The sequence below is a fragment of the Francisella salimarina genome (assembly GCF_007923265.1).
GTDB classification, from domain to species: domain Bacteria; phylum Pseudomonadota; class Gammaproteobacteria; order Francisellales; family Francisellaceae; genus Francisella; species Francisella salimarina.
The window spans coordinates 287183-306052 of sequence record NZ_VOJA01000003.1 but is presented as its reverse complement, the minus strand read 5'-3'; the positions used below and the strand labels follow the sequence as shown (position 1 = coordinate 306052).

Here is an 18870-nt window from a genome sequence, read left to right as displayed (position 1 = left end):
TCCTATAGCAGACTATAAGTTACTATCTACGGTAGTAAGCTTGCTTCAGCTGATTAATTTGCATTTGCTGCTGCTCTATAATTCTGACAAGCTCTTGTTGTTGCTGCGTCATCATTGCATACAACTGAGCAATTTTTTGATCTTGAATTACCATATACTCTTCCAATCTTTTCACTGCATTTTTCTTGTGCATGATTTTAGCTGCTTTTTGTTTAGCTTGCTTTAATTGTTCTAAACTAACCCAACCAGTATCACCATTTTCTTTATTAACAACTTCGCACCAGCTATTTTGCTTACAGTAGAAAATATTATATTTATCTTGGTTTTTTAGGTCAATTTGTCCAGTTACGTCAGAAGAAGTATCATCTTTTGTATAGATATCTACAAGTTTACTTGACTGCTGTGAAACTTCACTAACTTTAGGAGTTTGTGCAGGCTCACTCTTTGACATTGCAAAGCCTGAAGTGAACCCTAAAGATATAGCTAATGAAGCCAATATTATTTTTCTCATTTATTAATCCTTTTTAAATTTATCCCTTAGAATTATACACCATTTAGCTATATAACTAACATTAATAAATATTAAAGTATTGGCATATCTTCTTTTGATACTTGCTTAGGAAGCAGAGATTCTCTATTTAAGCCCAGTGCTACAGCCACAACACCTGCAACATATATAGATGAGTATGTTCCAACTACAATACCCAAAATTAAAGCCAATGAGAAGTTATGCACAGAGCTACCACCGAATAGATAAAGCACAACTACAACTAGCATCGTTAACCCTGATGTTAAAATTGTTCTAGATAATGTATCATTAATACTTTTATTAACTACTTCAACTACATTAGCGTTACGCATTTTTCTAAAGTTCTCACGCACTCTATCGTAGATTACAACTGTATCATTTAGTGAGTAACCTATCACTGCTAATATAGCTGCTAATACAGTCAAATCAAACTCAAGTTGAAATGCTGCAAATATACCTAAAATTACTATAGGGTCATGGAGTAAGGCAACACATGCACTAATACCAAATTTCATCTCAAATCTAGCGCTTATATAGATCAAAATACATACTAAAGCTATTATAATTGCTAATACACCATTACTAGCAAGCTCTTTACCTACTTGTGGACCTATATAATTCACACTCAAAACTTTAGTATCAAGAGAGCTCTCAACCTGTTGTTTAAGATACTGCTGGGCACTATCTAGACTATTAGTTTTTGAATTAACTTCATCTGGTGTAAATTTAATAAGATAGTTATTATTTTCGCCAAAAGTTGTAACTGTAGTATGTTCAAAACCAACTTTAGCCAATTTTTCAGAGATTATTGCTGAGTTTTGTAAACTAGTCGCTTGAATCTGTACCTGATAGCCACCTGTAAAATCTAGCCCTAGATTAAGACCTTTTGTAAATATAAAAAATAATGAAACAACAATCATTAAAACAGAGAAAGCTGTCGTATATTTTTTTATTCCTAAGAAGTCTATATTTGTTTTTTGTTTGAAAAATTCCATTATAAATCCAACCTAAAATTATATACCTATAGAAATTTTTTCTAATTTCTTTCTCTTACCATACACAAAATTTGTCATTGCTCTAGAGACAGTTACAGATGTAAACATAGATGTTACAATACCTATCATTAGAGTAATAGCAAAACCTTTGACTGCTCCACTACCTATGAAGAATAAAATAACAGCAACAATCAAAGTTGTAATATTTGAATCTACAATAGTTGTAAATGCTTTCTCATAGCCAATATGAATCGCGCTTTGACGTGGCATACCTGCTCTAATTTCTTCTCTGATTCTCTCAAATATAAGCACGTTACCATCTATCGACATACCCAAGTTCAGTACAATACCTGCTATACCAGGTAATGTAAGTGTAGCACCCGGTATGATTGACATCACAGCAACAATTAACACCAAATTCATTACAAGAGCTATATTAGCTATAACACCAAAGACTCTATAGTAAACTAAGATAAAGACTATAACTGCAATCAGAGCTACCACAATAGATAGCATACCTTTTTCGATATTATCTTTACCAAGACTTGGACCAATTTGTGTTTCCTGTACGATATGCACTGGCACTTGTAGCGCACCTGATTTAATCATCAACGCAAGATTATTTGCTTCTTTTTGATTTAATCCTGTAATTTGGAACTGAGATCCTAGTGCTGACTGAATTGTAGCAACGTTGATTAGCTTTTCAGTTTTGTTTACTACATTTTTCTCTTTACCATCTTTATCTTTGACTTTTTCATAAGTTGTATTAACAAGCATCACACCCATTGGGTTACCAATATTCTTGCCTGTTATTTGCCTAAAGTGGCTTGCAGCACTTCTATCTAACTCAACCATAACAATAGGAGTGCCTGTCTGATGATCGATAGAAGGACTTGCGCCTATAATATCAGCACCACCAGCTACAGGTGCGCCTCTTAAACTATAATAGCTTTGATAACCTCTGCCATTATCTAAAGAATAAACCTTATAACCCTGCTCTTCTGCAGCTAACCTATCCGTAACAGGACTAACCAAATAAAAGCTAGCTGTGGATGTACCACCTAGAATTTGCTTAGCTTGAGTTGCATCTTGCATACCTGGTATTTCAATCACCACACGATTATCACCAGCCTGAGCTACAGATGCTTCTGCAACACCTAAAGCATTAATACGATTACGCATAACCGTCACAACTTGTGATATAGCATCCTGTCTAAGCTGTAAAATTTTTGCACTGTTATAAGATATAAATACCGTATTATCTTTTACACTATAAACTATATTAGGGTCTTGGGTCTTTCTAAATTCAGTATTCAAATATTGTTTTAGCTGATCAACACCTACTGAGTTTTCTAGAGTAACAGAAACAAAACCGTTATCTATGTAATCTTGCGGAGCTTTTACTATTGACTTCTCTTCGGCTTTTTTAGAGCTGACAATATTAATATTATTATCTTTCGCCGCACTAAGAATTGTACTTAAAGAATTATCTAACTGAGCATTAATCGCAGTATTTGTATCAGCTTCTAACATCAGATACATACCACCACGTAAATCTAATCCTAAGTTCATAGGGTTAGCACCTAGCGCAGATAACCAACCTGGAGAGTTTGAAAGCATATTCATAGCTATAATATACTCATCTCCCAGACTTTCTTTGAGAGCCTTTTTAGCTTTTAGCTGCTCTTCGACATCTTTGAAGATAATAGCAACATTACTCTTATCATCTGAGAGGTTAACTCTTTGGTAAACAATTTTGTCAGTACTTAGAGTATCTTCAATATTTTTGACAAGCTGTGTACTTACATCACCATCTTTCTGAGAAATCTGTAAAGCTGGACTTTTACCAAACACATTCGGTAAAGCATAAAAAAGTGCCAATGCTAATACAACAACTATCAAAAGATTCTTCCATAAAGGAAATTGATTTATAGGTAGGCTTCTGTTATTACTCATTGAAAATTCCTTTACATAAAAAGAAAAAAATTAAAAGACTTTATAGAAATTTAGCTTATTAAGCTTTTGTAGCACCTTTAGGTAAAATATTAGCTACTGCGTTTCTCTGAATTTTAACAACAACATTTTCAGCAATTTCCAATTCTACAAAAGACTCATCAATCTTAGCAATTTTCCCTATCATACCACCATTTGTGACAACTTCATCACCCTTTGAAAGCTCTGATAACATTTTACGTAGTTCTTTATTTTTTTTCTGCTGTGGTCTAATTAATAAGAACCAGAATATTGCAAAAAACACCACAAGCATTAAGATTGAGCTTAATGGGCTACCAGCTGCTTGTTCAGCACCTTCTGCAAATGAAGTTGATGTAAATAATACGATTGCAGATAATGATAATAGTAACTTTCTCATTTTTTCTCCCGAAAATTTTTAATTTTTAAACGTAGGAATTTTACATTAGTAGTAGTACTTAATCAATTAAAGACTAATAATAAGATTAGAATAAGTGTTTTATTAGAAAGTTGGACATTCTAATTGTGGCTTTTATTCAATATTATAATTACTAAACTTTTTAAGCGCTGTTGCTAATGAAGCTTTCGCCCAATTAAGTGGAGTAATCGGAGATGGTAAATAATATCTTTGCTCATCAAAAATAACTATATTTATACTTTCAGGTAATAGCTCTGCATTAACTGGCTGACCATCTGCTGTTATAAAATCACTAGCTGTCATTTGAGCTAGAGCTCTTTTTAGATGCCAAGCAACTTTATTAAAATACTTATCTTTGTTAAATTCTTGTGAATACTTATCATACAAATTCATCATTGCCAAAGCTAACATACTGTCAAAGAACCATTGCGCTTCAGAATCTTCAAATCTACCTTTAGCTCTTTTTGCAAATTCTTCTACACTTGAAGCATCATCTGTTAAGCTTTCTTTTGCTGTACTATCGTCTTCGAACCAAAAATTACCAGATTGATAACTATCGCCTTTGTAACGTATCACTCCATAATCACGCACAAGATCTTCTACTAGAGCTAAAGTTTTTTGATATTCAGCAAATTCTAAATCATCACTAAAGTATGGTGTAAAAACATGCAACATCGCAGCATCACTTTCACGATAACAAATATCATCCGCATGATAAAGTGGTGATTCACCACCTCTAGCTATTTGAGTTTTAACTTTATTTATACCTAAATTACTTAACTGTTGTAAATCTACTGATAACTTAAGGTTTTTATTATCTAAAGTACTTTTCCATTGCTTAGCAGCATTTGCCACCAAAGAAATACTACTTGTATTTACTCTATCAATTTCTTCCCAAGCACCTGCATCAGCATATTCATAATATTTTATTGATGCTAAGAAACCAAAAAATCGCTCTAAAAATACTACTAATGATGAATCGTCTACATTGAATATCTGTTTTTGATAAGCATCATTTAAAGCTAACAAAAAAAGTCCATGAGCATCCATCTGCTTATGGTTCCATACTTGTGGTTTACCATTTATCATCACATCATCATAGCAATTACTAGAGCTATCAAAACGGATATGAGGAACAGCCATTTTATCTGCTGCCAACTTTGGATTTGCTATAATATCTCTAAAGCGTTCTTGTTGTACCGGCGAATCATAATATTCAAAAAGCTTGTTAATTAGAGTTTTAGCATCATTTTCTCTAAATTCACTAAAGTAATAATAGACCCAAATTGCATCACGCACCCATACAGCATCATAGTTTGTAGCATCATCGTTTGTATCTCTTTCCGCTGCTTTAGGAAAACCTGTCTTAGTTAAACCCATATCAAAAGCTTTATGATATTTATTCAGTATGATTTTTGCTTGGACAGATGTAAGTTTATTTTCAAGGATAGGCTTCAAATCCTCATTCATATAGTTAATACTACCACCCTCTGGTATCTCTATATTTTTGTATACATACTTTGAACTTTGAATAAATTTTTTTATCTGATCAGTATTAGACATAACACCCTCACTATTTCACGACTTTTAAATTGTGTACAATCACTACCAATGTAACCAGTACCAAAAGCATAACTGGCCCTACTAACATTGCAGGCTCACGCCCTAATAAGTTACCAAGCATACCAGATAGGGATGTACCTAACGGAATACCAATTGCACCAACAGTTACTAAAAATGATGTTGCTCCACTTGATACATGTGGAAGTTTATCCATTGCATAACCTAAAACAGATGGATATATACATGAATCACTAAGCCCTAGTATAGCCATTAAAATTAGTACTAGCACAAATGATTTTGTATATATGAAAATAAATATTGCAAAAGCAAAAACCAACCCTGACACCACAAGATAACGCTCAATCCTTACTCTAGGTAATAAGAATTTACCAAAAAAGATCCTACCCAAAAGCTGAGACCCTGTATAAACAGCCACTAGCAGACCTACATCTTTCATATTAAAGCCCAAATCAAAATGTAAATGCGGTTGATTATAGTAGTTCATTATCTGCTCTGTATAAACTATACAAAATAGTGCTATAGCCATCAAAACAATAGGCTTAGACAAAAATATAAATCTAGGCTGTGATGCATTTTCTGCTTTAGTGATTACGCCCTGTTCAATTTTCTCATTAATTTGAAGAGACAATAAAAATAATATAAATATGATAAATAAAACCATAACAACCACAAATACTGCCTGCCAACTAGTATAAAAAAGAATATTCCCAACTATAAAAGCACTAGATAAAAAGCCAAGACTAAAAAATACATTTAAAAGACTAAGTTTACCTTCAGATTCACCTTGTTTCTCTACAGTTCCCATCACAATATAGTTGCATGACACTAACACATAACCAACAGCCATATTGCATATAAAAGTCATTGCTGTATAAACATAAATATCTGGAGCAAATATCGATAAAATTGACCCTATAATCATAAATAACGCAGCAACTATTAAAGTATTTTTGCCTTTAATTTTTTTGATAAGGATGCCTCCAGTCGCCATTGCTAAAATCTGCCCCCATAAACCGAAACCATCAAAAAATATAATAGTATTAGAATCAATATTAAAATGCTGTGAAATCGGTACTGTCAACATGCCATAAATAGCACACTGAAAACCAGTAAACAAAAATGCCACAAACGTAAGAAGTATAGCCTTTTTACGGTCAATATCTTTATCAAACAAACTCTTCTTAGTATCCAGAGATATATCTATAGATGCCATAACAAACCCTATACCAAATAAAATAATAGTTACTACCTGATACTATATAGTCAAATGAGAGCAACAGAAAGATATTTATGTAGCTGAATAGCTTTTATTTCGGATAACTATTAAAAACATCGGTGGCGACTACTATCTATAATAATCAACTTTTCGATTTGTTGAGTACTCAGACATTCTAGAACCCCGATGATAAACATTTACTTTCTCAACATTTTGCGTATCAAAGTAAGTCTGAAGGTATAGCAGATCCCTAGTGTCATTAAATGAGTAACAAAAGCAAAATAAAAAAATCAAAATTGCTACTCTAACAAAAACAAATATTAATTTAATCATATCATTCAACTCTAAGTTTCGATACAGTGTATTATATCACGATACAAAAATAAGAAACGATATTAATCACCAAACCACTCATCTTATGACTAAATAAATGCCAAAATAAAAACCTCTATGCCAAATTAAAGCGTATATTTTATAAAGAACCTAAGAATCTTAGTGCTTCTAGTTTAAACCTTACCGAATGAACCAATGCAAGTTACCAACCAGAAGAAGAATATAAAAAATAAAAAACACCTAGATAAACTTAAAAAGAATTTTCAATTGTTTTTTTTGAAAGATTGATTATTGAAGTGTAACCCAGTAGCGCTGTAGAAACTAACACATATTAAGGTTTAGAGTGAACTTTATTCAAAACAGAGTCCCTGATAAATTGATAAAGCAACTATCTGTAATCATCAACTTTCAAATTTGTTGAATATCTAGACATTCTAGAACCTTGATGAAAAGTATTAACTTTCTCAACATTTTGGTGATTATAGTAAGCCTGAAGATACAGCAAATTCTCAGTATCATTGAATGAATAAGAAAAGCTGAATAACGAAATCGAGACTAATATCCCAATAAGAACGGAGGTTATTTTATTCATATTATTTACTCTCTATATGCAATACAGTGTATTATATCATGGTACAGCAAAAAAGGGAGTAAGTTTAATTACCAAAACACTCTCCCTTTAACAAATTATCTACACATATAATTTTAGCAATTTTATTCAGATTTGACAAACTCGCTTCATGCGATTCTTGGCTGCTAGCATTACAAGCATCTGCCACTACTGTAACACTATAATCGCGATCATGTAATTCTCTAACTGTAGACTCTATCACATAACTAGTCGATACTCCACAAATAATAATATCTTGAATACTATTTGCTCTTAAAACAACTTCTAAATTAGTTCCATAAAGTGCACTCACACGATGCTTTGTTATTATAACATCATGCTCTTGGACATCCATATCTGGGTGAAAATCTGTTGCCCAGGTATCTAACTTCAAAACACCATACTCCGGAGCTTGTTTAAACATAGGAGAAACTTTTGAACACTCCTTATAATCTTTACTAAAACCAACCTTTACATGAGCAACCATGATATTATTCTCTCTTGCCCATGCAATTAATTGATTTGCCTTTTCCATAGTTTTATCATCTTTAACTCTCTTAGCGTTATGAGCTCCAAAAACGCCTTTCTCATCGACTATCTCATTTATAAAGTCTGCAACAATCACGATTTTATTTTTCATTTATTTTCCTCTTATTATTTTCTTATTAAAGACAATATGCTTGAAACACACACCATCAAAATTCCTATCATCTCCATACAACTTATAGAGCTATCATAAAACACAACATCTAATAGTGCTGCAACTATTACTGAAAAATACATAGCTGGGGCTATTAGTGAAGGATCTTTAGTGTACTTAAAGGCTTTTACTCTAAAAATCTGTGAACTAATACCAAATATAATTATAGCTACGGATACCCAAATGACTACAGGTTTCATTGACACCTCATTTAAGCTAGATATAGCAGACATGTTAAACGGTAGCAATAATAATAAAAATATTCCTATAAATGTATATATCCAAAGATTTATAATAAACACATCTTCTTTTTTGCTTGCATTGTATAAAACAACTTGAGATGCTGCATTTAAAACTCCCGCAAAAAGAGCGCAAAGATTATATGTATTAACATTACCTTCTCCAACACCCAGTATAAGGTAAATTCCCAAAAAGCTAATAATAATACAAGCAAAATTAAAGTAACTAACACTCTGCTTATAAAACAAAAACCTAATAACCGGGATGAATAAAGGACTAGTATTAAATAGTAAAATGGTAATCAATAATGAGCCATTACTTAAACTTATAAAGAAAAATAACTGTGCAAATAGACTAAACACTACCCTAATAAATATTGAACGCCAAGCGAAAGGAGCAACCCTTGAAAAGGAAGAAATACTTACAACCCACCACATAAGTATGCCTCCACCAACAAATGAAACTAACATGGTTAAGTAGATCCCATCTATTTGTATCAGATACTTGCGTGCAAATGAGCCAAAAGCTATAAGAGCTGCAGAAACTGTCATAAACCATAAGCTTATAAAGTTATTTATTCGGTTCATTTTTCTTTACTCCATAAATTTAAGATATAAGAATAATATAACTCTTGCACCAATCTGTAAAACGCTTTATTCTTACATTATAAGTAAGTTTTTCTTACACAATATGATTAAAAAAAATGACTTACCTCCTTTAAATTCATTACCAGTTTTTATAGCAGTAATGAAAACACAAAGTTATACTAAAGCTGCAGAACAGCTATTTATGACTCACTCTGCTGTGAGCCAATCTATAAAAAAATTAGAAAACTACCTTAACAAAAAACTATTTATCACGGATAAACGAAATCTAGTCATTACTGACTTAGCCAGAGAGTACTACACAATGATAGACCCTCTAGTATCAGAAATTCACAATGCAACAGAGGTACTAAAAAAACAACGCACTAAAAAATTATCTATAAACTGTATGACTACACTTTGTGCAAATTGGCTAATACCAAAACTCGATGATTTAATAAATTCACTAGTAAATACAGAAATACAGCTCATTAGTCTAGGCAGAAGAGTAAATTTTGATTATGATGATATAGATATCAGCATAGAGTATGGTATTGACAGTGATTTTAGCAATAAAAACAAATTCAAACTAGCAGATGGTGAGTTAATACTAGTTTGTAATAATAAGCACTCTGGTAGTAGCCTCTCAGAAATAATATTAGAACAAAAGCTAATCTATGTTGATGATAAAATTCGCATTGATGATTATCAACTCTGGGCACAACACAACAACATCTCAAAAAAGCCTAACAAAAATATAATCTTCAAAAATTCTCTTCAAGCAATTCAAGCTTGCTTTTCAGGTATTGGTTTCTTTGTTACAGATAGACTTCTAATTCAAGAACACATCAAAAATGGATTTCTTTATGTACCACCTCAACAAGACTACATGACAGGAAAATCATATTATCTTTTAGCAAAAGATTCAGAGACAGATAGTTTTAGTATTATCAAAAAATTATTATCTTCATACTTTTGATTATACTTTCAATCTCATACTTAGGACATCCTATTTGATGCTTAGCCTTTATAGCTCTCTAAAAATTCTTTTCTAAACTCTTCAAATCTGCCCTCTTCTAAGGCTTGACGAATATTTTTCATTAGGTTTTGGTAATAAGTTAGATTGTGGATTGTATTTAATCTTGAACCTAATATCTCTTGCGTTTTATCTAGATGATGCAAATAACTACGACTAAAATTTTGACAAGTATAACAATCACAGTTTGGATCTAATGGAGACACATCATCCTTGTGTTTGGCATTTCTAATTCTAACAACACCCTCTGATGTAAACATATGACCATTGCGAGCGTTTCGTGACGGCATTACACAGTCAAACATATCAACACCACGATAAACAGCCTCTACTAAATCCTTTGGTGTACCAACACCCATCAAGTATCTCGGCTTATCTTCTGGCATTTGATGAGCAGTATGATCAAGTATTCTAATCATATCTTCTTTAGGCTCACCCACAGATAATCCACCTATTGCAAAACCATCGAAATCTATTTCTTTTAAAGCTTTTAGAGACTCATCACGTAAATGCTCATACATTCCACCCTGAATAATTCCAAATAATGCAGATGGATTATCTCCATGAGCATCTTTTGATCTTTTTGCCCAACGCATAGATAGTTCCATAGAATCTTTTGCCTCTTTTTCAGTAGCTGGATATGGTGTGCACTCATCAAAACACATTACAATATCAGAGCCAAGATCTCTTTGGACTTGCATTGATATCTCAGGAGATAAAAAAACTTTTGAACCGTTAATTGGTGATTTAAATGTAACGCCCTCTTCTGTAAGTTTACGCATTTTACCCAAACTAAAGACTTGAAATCCCCCAGAGTCTGTAAGTATAGGTTTGTCCCAACCGTTAAAATCATGTAAAGTACCATGTTTTTTGATAATTTCAGTACCTGGACGTAACCATAGATGAAACGTATTACCTAAGATAATATCAGCACCCATTTCTTTTAACTCAACCGGAGATAGAGATTTAACAGCTCCATAAGTCCCTACTGGCATAAATGCAGGAGTCTGAATATCTCCTCTTGGGAAACTTATTTTCCCTCTTCTAGCTTTACCTTCTTTTTTAATCAAGTCGAACTTCATTACAGTCATAAAATTTAACCTTTTGAAACAGATATTAATGAATAAGTTTTTTTAAGCTACTAATCCTATAACAAACTTATAAAAATAGCTAGCGAAGATATTGCCTAGATAGTATTATCTCTTATAATAACTCAAATAGTTTTAAAATCATCAAGGAAAACAATGAACTTTTTAAATTTTAGCATACTAGTGTTTGCTTATCTTTTGGGATCAATTAATAGTGCAATTATTGTCTGTTATATATTTAGATTACCATCTCCGAGAAGTGTTGGTTCTGGTAACCCAGGAACTACAAATGTTCTAAGAATAGGTGGTAAAGTACCAGCAGTAATAACTCTTGCATTTGATATACTAAAAGGTCTAGTGCCCGTAGTTTTAGCTAAAGTATTAACTGGGAATGAGTTTATAACTGCTTGTACTGCACTATATGCAATCCTTGGTCATATATTCCCTCTTTTCTTTGGCTTCAAAGGCGGCAAAGGTGTTGCAACTTTAATAGGTACACTATTTGGATTTAGCTGGATTTTGGGTTTAATATTTGTCATTACGTGGTTATGTGTTGCTGTGATTACTCGTTATTCATCTTTATCAGCATTAGTAGCTACTGTTATAGCAAGTTTTTCAGTAATATTTACATCTGATTTACAGGTGGCAACACCATTTTTGATAATAGCGATAATAATACTTGTTAAACACAGAGGAAATATTCAAAGATTAATCAGTGGTCAAGAAAGTAAAATCGGCGATAAAGCAAAGGCAAAAAATGATTCAAATTAAAAATTTAAAAAAAGAGTACAGATCAAATAATACTAGTAACCTTGTACTTGATAATATAAATCTTGATATTAAACAAGGTGAGATATTTGGTATAATAGGTCATAGTGGTGCCGGTAAGAGCTCTCTTTTAAGGTGCTTAAATCTTCTAGAACAACCTACTGATGGTTCAATATTCATTGCGGATGAAAATATTACAAAGAAGAATCCAAAACAGCTTAGAGAATTTCGCAAAAAAGTTTCGATGATATTTCAGCATTTCAACTTGCTATCATCTCGCAATGTTTTTGAGAATATCGCCCTTCCACTTGAGATTCAAGGAATACCAAAAGCTGAAATCAAAAAAAGAGTTTTTGAGCTTTTAGAGCTGGTAGAGCTTCCAAATAAAGCGAATGCATATCCTCAAGAGCTTAGTGGAGGTCAAAAACAAAAAGTTGCAATTGCTCGAGCTTTAGCTTTAGATCCTTTAGTTTTATTATCAGATGAAGCAACATCTGCACTAGATCCAACATCTACAAAACAAATTTTAGCACTTCTTAAAAGGTTAAACAAAGAACTTGGCTTAACAATAGTTCTAATCACACATGAAATGGATGTCGTCAGAAAAATCTGTGATCGTGTAGCAATTATTGACAAAGGTCGTATTGCAGAAATGGGCAAAACATTAGATATATTCCTAGATCCTCAAGCCCCTGTAACAAAATCTTTTGTTGAGACAAGCATACACACAAAAGTTCCAGACTTCATAGCTAAAAGACTTTATGACAATCCTTATAGCTATGATGATACATACCCCGTAGTACAACTAACATTCTATGGAGATAAAGGTAAGATGCCTATCATTGCTGAGATTTCTCGTCAATTTAATGCTACAGCGAGTATCATTCAAGCAAATATAGAAACAATCCAAGAACAAATAGTTGGAATTGCCATTTGTCATATTACAGGTGAGCGTCAAGACTGGGAAAATGCATTAAGATTTCTTTCAAACCAAGATGTTAATTTAAAGGTGCTAGGTTATGCAACAGCAGACAATATTTAGTTTACATGAGCTTAGCCTAATAGCTCAATCAACATGGGAAACTATTTTTATGGTTTTCATAGCTACTTTAGTGGCTGTTATAGGTGGTATATTATTAGGCATATTACTGTATATAACACAAGATAGTAAAAATGTTGCTGTTAAAGGATTTAACAAAACATTCAGTATTATTATAAATATAACTAGAAGTATCCCATATATCATATTGCTAATACTTCTATATCCTCTGACAAGACTTATAGTTGGCACAACAATAGGGACTACCGCTTCAATAGTACCTCTGGCTATTGCTGCTCTGCCATTTTATGCTCGACTAACTGAATCAGCTTTGCGTGAAGTTGATAACGGGCTTATTGAAGCAGCCAAATCAATGGGAGCAACTAAAAGGCAGATTATTTTTAAAGTATTACTTCCTGAATCAAAAAATTTGTTAATTGATGCTGCTACTTTAACATGTATTTCACTAATCGGTTTCTCAGCTATGGCTGGTATCGTTGGTGGTGGTGGCCTAGGTGATTTGACCTATTTCAAAGGTTATAATTACGGTAATTACACTTTACTACTTGGTGGTGTAATTATGTTAGTTATACTTGTCCAAATCACCCAATCATTCGGCAACTATCTAGTTACAGCCAAGAAATTGACTTCACTTTGGATTATTACTGCCATTCTATTGGCTGCAAGTGCTACACAGCTATATGTGAATGCTGCAGCTACTACCAATACAAATGAAATAACTGTCGGATATATTACCAGTCCTCCTCAAGATAAAATCATGCAGCTAAGTAAAAAAATGGCTAAAGAAAAATATAATCTTGATGTAAATCTAGTAACATTTGGTGATTACAACATTCCTAATAGAGCACTTAATGATGGGGAGTTGCAAGCAAATGTTTTCCAACACATTCCATTCCTAGAAAATCAAATCAAACAGTTTGGTTATAAGCTTACATATATTGGTAAGACTTTCTTATACCCAATGGGAATGTTTTCTAAAAAGTATAAAAATATCCAAGATATTCCAAATGGTGCTACAGTAGCAATCCCTAATGACCCTACTAATCAAGGTAGAGCATTAATGATTCTACAAGATGCTGGATTAATCAAACTTAAAGATGGTATAACTTGGAAGGCTACTACAGACAGTATAGCTAGTAATCCCAAAAATCTAAAAATCATAGCTTTACAAGCAGATCAAATCCCTAATAATTTAGGCGATGTAGATATTGGTATTGTAAATAATGACTATATACCTAAGGCAGGTCTAAGCCTAAAAGATGCTCTTTTTGTAGAACCTAAAGATTCTCCTTTTGCAAATGTTATTGCTGTTAAAGAGTCGCAAAAAGATAATCCTAAACTTAAAGAGTATGTACAAGCATTTAATACAGATGAAGTTAAACAATTAGCTGAAAAACTTTATCCGAATGGTGCTGCTATACCAGCTTGGTAATTATTTCTTTCATTTATTAATTTATAATCATAATTTTATATGTTTTAATGTATTCAAAGATAAAACTTACTATTCTAAAAATTGACAAGTATAAATAAGCAAATTGGTAGTATCTTCTTGATTATAGGTACCTCTTTAGGCGGAGGTATTCTTGCTATTCCTATGATTCTTTCAAGCTTTGGTGTCGTTATTGGTTGCATCATAATGTTTTTGATGTGGCTTTTAATGACATATTCAACATTAGCTGTTGCAGAAGCCTGCCTGCATTTTGAAAGTGGTATTAGTTATCTAGGGCTTGCTCATAAACTCTTTAAGAAACCAGGAGTCATTCTGGTTTATATATGTGCTTTTGGAATACTTTACGGAATGCTTGCAGCATATATCTCTGCAATAGGCTCATCTTTTGAAAGCCTACTAGATATAAACTATATTATTATAGAGATTGGCTTTGTTATACTTTTTGGTGGATTTATATTAAAAGGCACAGGGCCTGCTGAATGGCTTAATAGGATTTTTCTTACCGTAAAGCTTATTATCATATTATTTACAATACTTTTACTCTTCAAGTCTATAAGCATCTCTAAGCTAGATAGCTATAGTTTTGGCACTCTAAAAGAGGTTATAGTTACTTTACCTATACTTGCCACAACATTCTCAGCTCACATAATTGTTCCTAGCGTTGTCAACTATGTAGGACCACACCCAAAAGATATTAGAAGAATTATTATAGTTGCATCTCTAATAATACTAGTAATATATGTATGCTGGATAGTATCAATATTTGGCAATATAGCTATTTATGGTGATAAAAATAGTTTTGCTGAAGTCTTAAAATCTCTTAGCTCCGAAGATAGTGTCACTCAGCTTATTTATATTCTTAAAGCTAATATTCAGTCTTCTGAAGTTATAACTTTGATTTATACCTTTATTACAATTTCTGTGACAACTGCTTTTATAACTCTATCATTAGCATTAAAAGATCTAATACTTGATAGATTTAAAATGAACAACCTATCAACACTAAGCAAAAACATTCTTCTAAGCTTTCTGCTTTTCATGTTACCGATATTTCTGAACTATTATTTTAAAAAGCTTTTCTTAATCGCTCTTTCTGTTGTAGGTCTATTTTCTCTAATTATGCTTGTTTCATGTCCACTAAATATGGTTAGAATACTTTGTAACCGTAATTTTGAAATAATTTACAAATCAATGAAAAATAGCAAGCTTAACAACTTTGCTCTAACTATTGCAATTATCATCATCATATTCCAAGTCATTGATTATATTCTTTAAATATTCTCTTTAAGCAAATAAAAATATAAAATATAAATAGTTATTTAATTACAAAACTATAAGGTATAGATATGCAACACACATCAGGTTTTTTAGATTTAGTAAACGATGCAAAAAGTAGAATACAAGAATGTACAGTTGACGATATCAACAAAATGAATGAAACAGAAACTCTTGATGGTTTACTTATTGATACACGTGAAGAGTCTGAATTTGCAAATGGATACATTCCTAATGCTATTCATATTAGTAAAGGACTAATTGAATGTCGTATTGAGCAGCTAGTACCCAATAAAAATCAAAAAATGTACTTTTATTGTGGCGGTGGCTTTAGATCCGCTTTAGTTACTGATTTACTACAAAAAATGGGATATAAAAATGTAATTTCTGTTGATGGTGGTTGGAGAGCATGGAATACAAATGGCTACCCTACTAATAAACCAAAAGATTTTATGCCAACCCAGTATATAAACTTAATTAATCAAGCAAAACATCAAGTACCTGAGATTTCAGCAGATAGTCTTTACAAGATGTATGAAAACAACAATCTTGATGGAGTCGTTATTGATGTTAGAGAAGATTCTGAGTTTGCTCAGTTCCATATTCCAGGAGCAACACACCTAAGCAAAGGACAAATAGAGGTTAAGATTGAAAATCTTATACCTAATAGGGACCAAAAAATTTATCTATACTGTGGATCTGGCTACAGGTCACTATTAGCAGGTTTTAATTTGCAAAAAATGGGATATAAAAATGTTTACTCAATGAGTGGAGGAATTAAAGAAGGTTGGCTAGCGAACAACTACCCAGTGTCACAGGATTAAGGATAAAAGTAATGTCATTTAGAATTGGTCACGGTTTTGATGTGCACAAATTCACATCTTCAAAAAAAAATATCATTATTGGTGGAATTGAGATTCCATATGAAATGGGATTAGAAGCTCACTCTGATGGTGATGTATTAATCCATGCTCTTTGTGATGCTATTTTAGGTGCACTAGGTCTTGGAGATATAGGTAAACACTTCCCTGATACCGATATGGAGTATAAAAATACTGATAGTAAATTTTTCTTATCTGAAATAAAAAGAATGCTTGATGATAAGGAGTACGAAATCAGTAATATTGATTGTACCATAATTGCACAAGCACCTAAGATGCTTCCTCATATCGAAAAAATGAAAGCTTGTTTAGCAAATGTGCTTGAAGTTCAAACTAATCAAATAAATATTAAGGCAACAACCACAGAACGGTTAGGATTTATAGGTAGGAAAGAAGGCATTGCCACACACGTTGTATGCCTACTAAATAGATAACTGACTACTTCTGAGCTAGGTTCTCAAGATAGTTTGCGACCTCCTCTAGCTCAGCCTGACAACAGAAAATGCCAATATCATCATCTTCAAGCTTGTCTAAGATATACTTCACACCTGTTAGCTCACCATGTGAAATATAAGTCTTTGAGATATCAAACCCTTTGCTCTGTAAATCACCTCGGATTAATGTCGGTAGTTCAAGAGGCTCAGCTCCTCTAAGATACTTCTCTGTTTCTTTAATGACCACAAAATCAATACCATGCTTAATTATAATGTCATTTATGCCAGGTATCAGATACTTCCTATCCCCAGTAGTACCAATCATCAAGTATTTCTTGCCACCTTTATCATAAGCTTTCATCATACTCAATAACGCATCCATACCAGCTTCATTATGAGCATAATCAAGAACCACAACCTTATTATCAAACTCAAAGATATTAGCACGGCCTCTATTAACTTTAGGATCATTCTTATAGCTTCTAAGAGCTTTTTCGATATTATCAAAACTAATTCCAAGCTTAAAAGATAAAGCTATAGCGATCATAGCATTTTCGATATTATGCTTAGCAAAACCTTTAACTGTCAATGGAGCATCAACAACTGGCAGTATTTCCTGTTTAGAGTCACTACTTATCCAAGTAAAGCTACCATTTTCAACAATACAAGCATAATCAGACTTTGATAAATAATAGTCCATATCGTGTTGCTCTGGATTTTGCGTCACGATAATTTTTGCACAAGTTAACTTATCAAAGCGCTCTTTCATATACGAATTATCTAAGTTGATAATAGCATGAGAGCCTTTGCCCATCGTACGAAACACAATCGATTTTGCTTCTGCTAACTCTGCAACAGTCTCTATTCCATCTTCACCTAAATGATCAGCAGAGACATTCGTAACAGCTGCTGCATCAACATAAGTTTCTATTAAACCTCTTTTTAAAAGTCCTCCTCGAGCAGACTCTAGCAGAGCTACTTCGACTTTCTTATTTGTAAGAACAAATTGATGTCCTGTTGGACCCGAGTAATCGCCCTCATCTATCAACTCATCATTTACCTTGACCCAATCAGTAGATGTATACCCTGTAAGCTTACCTGCTGTACGACAAATATAATCAGTAAGTCTGACCGTTGTAGTCTTACCATTTGTACCTGTTACAATAACAGCCGGTATATCATAAACTTTTGACCAGTCAACATCTTCAATTTTATCGTTGTCTAAATCAAACTCATAACAACCAGTACCAGAACCAACATAAGCTTTATTCTTATCTCTAAAAGCATTAAAACCTTTGGATTTAGCTAATTCATAAAGCTTTCTATAAGTTAAGTTTTTGTCTTCATTTATAAAAGGCATTAGCTCATCTTGTGCTTCTTGAAGTGATTTGAAACTGCCTGTTTCAAAACCTTCTCTCACAGAAAGCCAAATAAAGTCAATAACATCACACGCTGGCATTGTAATATCGACAGGGGCAATCATTGCATAACGAACACCATTATTAAAAAACTTATGAGTAAGTTTTATATCTTGCCAACCTAATACAGGAAGAATCCTATTAGCCTCTTGATAAAAAAGTTCTGTCAATTTATCGCGGTGCTCTATAAGTGGCACATCCAGAACCGTTCCAGTCTCTTTAAAAAACAAGTTAGGTCCAACAAGTCTACGTGAATAACCTTCAGGAATCATATAAAGGC

At 32.8% G+C, this 18870-nt stretch carries 18 protein-coding genes; 7 read left to right on the top strand and 11 right to left on the bottom strand.

Features of this window, described 5'->3' with window-relative positions:
* Nucleotides 1-22 precede the first annotated feature (22 nt).
* The 9 genes from FQ699_RS03795 to FQ699_RS03750 all read right to left on the bottom strand — a co-directional run bounded on the left by FQ699_RS03795 (nt 23) and on the right by FQ699_RS03750 (nt 9183).
* Entirely contained in the window at nt 23-511 is a 489-nt protein-coding gene (locus FQ699_RS03795) for a hypothetical protein (RefSeq protein WP_146421191.1), read from the bottom strand.
* Nucleotides 512-582: 71 nt separating this feature from the next.
* Entirely contained in the window at nt 583-1524 is a 942-nt protein-coding gene (gene secF / locus FQ699_RS03790) for a protein translocase subunit SecF (protein WP_013923353.1), read from the bottom strand.
* Between the two features lie 18 nt (nt 1525-1542).
* The gene (gene secD, locus FQ699_RS03785) at nt 1543-3480 is read right to left on the bottom strand and encodes a protein translocase subunit SecD (protein ID WP_013923354.1); all 1938 of its coding nucleotides are present in this window, start codon (nt 3478-3480) and stop codon (nt 1543-1545) included.
* 58 nt (nt 3481-3538) lie between these two features.
* A complete protein-coding gene (yajC, locus tag FQ699_RS03780; RefSeq protein WP_013923355.1) occupies nt 3539-3895 on the bottom strand; it encodes a preprotein translocase subunit YajC in 357 nt (118 codons plus the stop codon).
* Between the two features lie 132 nt (nt 3896-4027).
* The gene (locus tag FQ699_RS03775; RefSeq protein WP_146421190.1) at nt 4028-5476 is read right to left on the bottom strand and encodes a hypothetical protein; all 1449 of its coding nucleotides are present in this window, start codon (nt 5474-5476) and stop codon (nt 4028-4030) included.
* A gap of 10 nt (nt 5477-5486) precedes the next feature.
* Nucleotides 5487-6710, bottom strand: a complete 1224-nt coding sequence (locus FQ699_RS03770) for an MFS transporter (RefSeq protein ID WP_146421189.1) — start codon at nt 6708-6710, stop codon at nt 5487-5489.
* 724 nt (nt 6711-7434) lie between these two features.
* On the bottom strand, nt 7435-7638 hold the full coding sequence (locus tag FQ699_RS03760; RefSeq protein ID WP_083817032.1) for a hypothetical protein: 204 nt from the start codon (nt 7636-7638) through the stop codon (nt 7435-7437).
* Between the two features lie 64 nt (nt 7639-7702).
* Complete coding sequence (locus tag FQ699_RS03755; RefSeq protein WP_146421188.1) at nt 7703-8296, bottom strand: cysteine hydrolase family protein; 594 nt, start codon at nt 8294-8296, stop codon at nt 7703-7705.
* Nucleotides 8297-8310: 14 nt separating this feature from the next.
* Nucleotides 8311-9183: a DMT family transporter gene (locus FQ699_RS03750; RefSeq protein WP_146421187.1), complete on the bottom strand. Its 873-nt coding sequence runs from the start codon at nt 9181-9183 to the stop codon at nt 8311-8313.
* Between the two features lie 103 nt (nt 9184-9286).
* On the opposite strand from FQ699_RS03750, the gene FQ699_RS03745 reads away from it, so the two are divergent.
* Nucleotides 9287-10159: a LysR family transcriptional regulator gene (locus tag FQ699_RS03745; protein ID WP_146421186.1), complete on the top strand. Its 873-nt coding sequence runs from the start codon at nt 9287-9289 to the stop codon at nt 10157-10159.
* A 41-nt stretch (nt 10160-10200) separates the two neighbouring features.
* Here FQ699_RS03745 and tgt read toward each other — a convergent pair whose 3' ends face one another.
* Entirely contained in the window at nt 10201-11307 is a 1107-nt protein-coding gene (gene tgt, locus FQ699_RS03740) for a tRNA guanosine(34) transglycosylase Tgt (protein WP_146421185.1), read from the bottom strand.
* 153 nt (nt 11308-11460) lie between these two features.
* Between tgt and plsY the strand changes: the two genes are divergently transcribed.
* The 6 genes from plsY to ispF all read left to right on the top strand — a co-directional run bounded on the left by plsY (nt 11461) and on the right by ispF (nt 17172).
* On the top strand, nt 11461-12075 hold the full coding sequence (gene plsY, locus FQ699_RS03735) for a glycerol-3-phosphate 1-O-acyltransferase PlsY (RefSeq protein ID WP_013923362.1): 615 nt from the start codon (nt 11461-11463) through the stop codon (nt 12073-12075).
* Nucleotides 12062-13114: a methionine ABC transporter ATP-binding protein gene (locus tag FQ699_RS03730; RefSeq protein WP_146421184.1), complete on the top strand. Its 1053-nt coding sequence runs from the start codon at nt 12062-12064 to the stop codon at nt 13112-13114. Before plsY ends, FQ699_RS03730 begins: the two co-directional genes overlap by 14 nt.
* The gene (locus FQ699_RS03725) at nt 13092-14564 is read left to right on the top strand and encodes a MetQ/NlpA family ABC transporter substrate-binding protein (protein ID WP_013923364.1); all 1473 of its coding nucleotides are present in this window, start codon (nt 13092-13094) and stop codon (nt 14562-14564) included. The genes FQ699_RS03730 and FQ699_RS03725 overlap by 23 nt, the downstream gene beginning before the upstream one ends.
* Before the next feature lie 81 nt (nt 14565-14645).
* Nucleotides 14646-15857 carry an amino acid permease gene (locus FQ699_RS03720; RefSeq protein WP_146421183.1) on the top strand — a complete coding sequence of 404 codons (1212 nt, stop codon included), beginning with the start codon at nt 14646-14648 and terminating at the stop codon, nt 15855-15857.
* Nucleotides 15858-15928: 71 nt separating this feature from the next.
* Nucleotides 15929-16681, top strand: a complete 753-nt coding sequence (locus FQ699_RS03715) for a rhodanese-like domain-containing protein (protein WP_146421182.1) — start codon at nt 15929-15931, stop codon at nt 16679-16681.
* Nucleotides 16682-16692: 11 nt separating this feature from the next.
* A complete protein-coding gene (gene ispF / locus FQ699_RS03710; RefSeq protein WP_146421181.1) occupies nt 16693-17172 on the top strand; it encodes a 2-C-methyl-D-erythritol 2,4-cyclodiphosphate synthase in 480 nt (159 codons plus the stop codon).
* A 4-nt stretch (nt 17173-17176) separates the two neighbouring features.
* Here ispF and FQ699_RS03705 read toward each other — a convergent pair whose 3' ends face one another.
* A complete protein-coding gene (locus tag FQ699_RS03705; protein WP_146421180.1) occupies nt 17177-18862 on the bottom strand; it encodes a Mur ligase family protein in 1686 nt (561 codons plus the stop codon).
* Nucleotides 18863-18870: the final 8 nt, after the last annotated feature.

Bases quoted from the DNA above. Each gene is read 5' to 3' on its own strand.
- FQ699_RS03795 (WP_146421191.1), bottom strand. From the start codon at position 511: ATGAGAAAAATAATATTGGCTTCATTAGCTATATCTTTAGGGTTCACT.
- secF (WP_013923353.1), bottom strand. From the start codon at position 1,524: ATGGAATTTTTCAAACAAAAAACAAATATAGACTTCTTAGGAATAAAA.
- secD (WP_013923354.1), bottom strand. From the start codon at position 3,480: ATGAGTAATAACAGAAGCCTACCTATAAATCAATTTCCTTTATGGAAG.
- yajC (WP_013923355.1), bottom strand. From the start codon at position 3,895: ATGAGAAAGTTACTATTATCATTATCTGCAATCGTATTATTTACATCA.
- FQ699_RS03775 (WP_146421190.1), bottom strand. From the start codon at position 5,476: ATGTCTAATACTGATCAGATAAAAAAATTTATTCAAAGTTCAAAGTAT.
- FQ699_RS03770 (WP_146421189.1), bottom strand. From the start codon at position 6,710: ATGGCATCTATAGATATATCTCTGGATACTAAGAAGAGTTTGTTTGAT.
- FQ699_RS03760 (WP_083817032.1), bottom strand. From the start codon at position 7,638: ATGAATAAAATAACCTCCGTTCTTATTGGGATATTAGTCTCGATTTCG.
- FQ699_RS03755 (WP_146421188.1), bottom strand. From the start codon at position 8,296: ATGAAAAATAAAATCGTGATTGTTGCAGACTTTATAAATGAGATAGTC.
- FQ699_RS03750 (WP_146421187.1), bottom strand. From the start codon at position 9,183: ATGAACCGAATAAATAACTTTATAAGCTTATGGTTTATGACAGTTTCT.
- FQ699_RS03745 (WP_146421186.1), top strand. From the start codon at position 9,287: ATGATTAAAAAAAATGACTTACCTCCTTTAAATTCATTACCAGTTTTT.
- tgt (WP_146421185.1), bottom strand. From the start codon at position 11,307: ATGACTGTAATGAAGTTCGACTTGATTAAAAAAGAAGGTAAAGCTAGA.
- plsY (WP_013923362.1), top strand. From the start codon at position 11,461: ATGAACTTTTTAAATTTTAGCATACTAGTGTTTGCTTATCTTTTGGGA.
- FQ699_RS03730 (WP_146421184.1), top strand. From the start codon at position 12,062: ATGATTCAAATTAAAAATTTAAAAAAAGAGTACAGATCAAATAATACT.
- FQ699_RS03725 (WP_013923364.1), top strand. From the start codon at position 13,092: ATGCAACAGCAGACAATATTTAGTTTACATGAGCTTAGCCTAATAGCT.
- FQ699_RS03715 (WP_146421182.1), top strand. From the start codon at position 15,929: ATGCAACACACATCAGGTTTTTTAGATTTAGTAAACGATGCAAAAAGT.
- ispF (WP_146421181.1), top strand. From the start codon at position 16,693: ATGTCATTTAGAATTGGTCACGGTTTTGATGTGCACAAATTCACATCT.
- FQ699_RS03705 (WP_146421180.1), bottom strand. From the start codon at position 18,862: ATGATTCCTGAAGGTTATTCACGTAGACTTGTTGGACCTAACTTGTTT.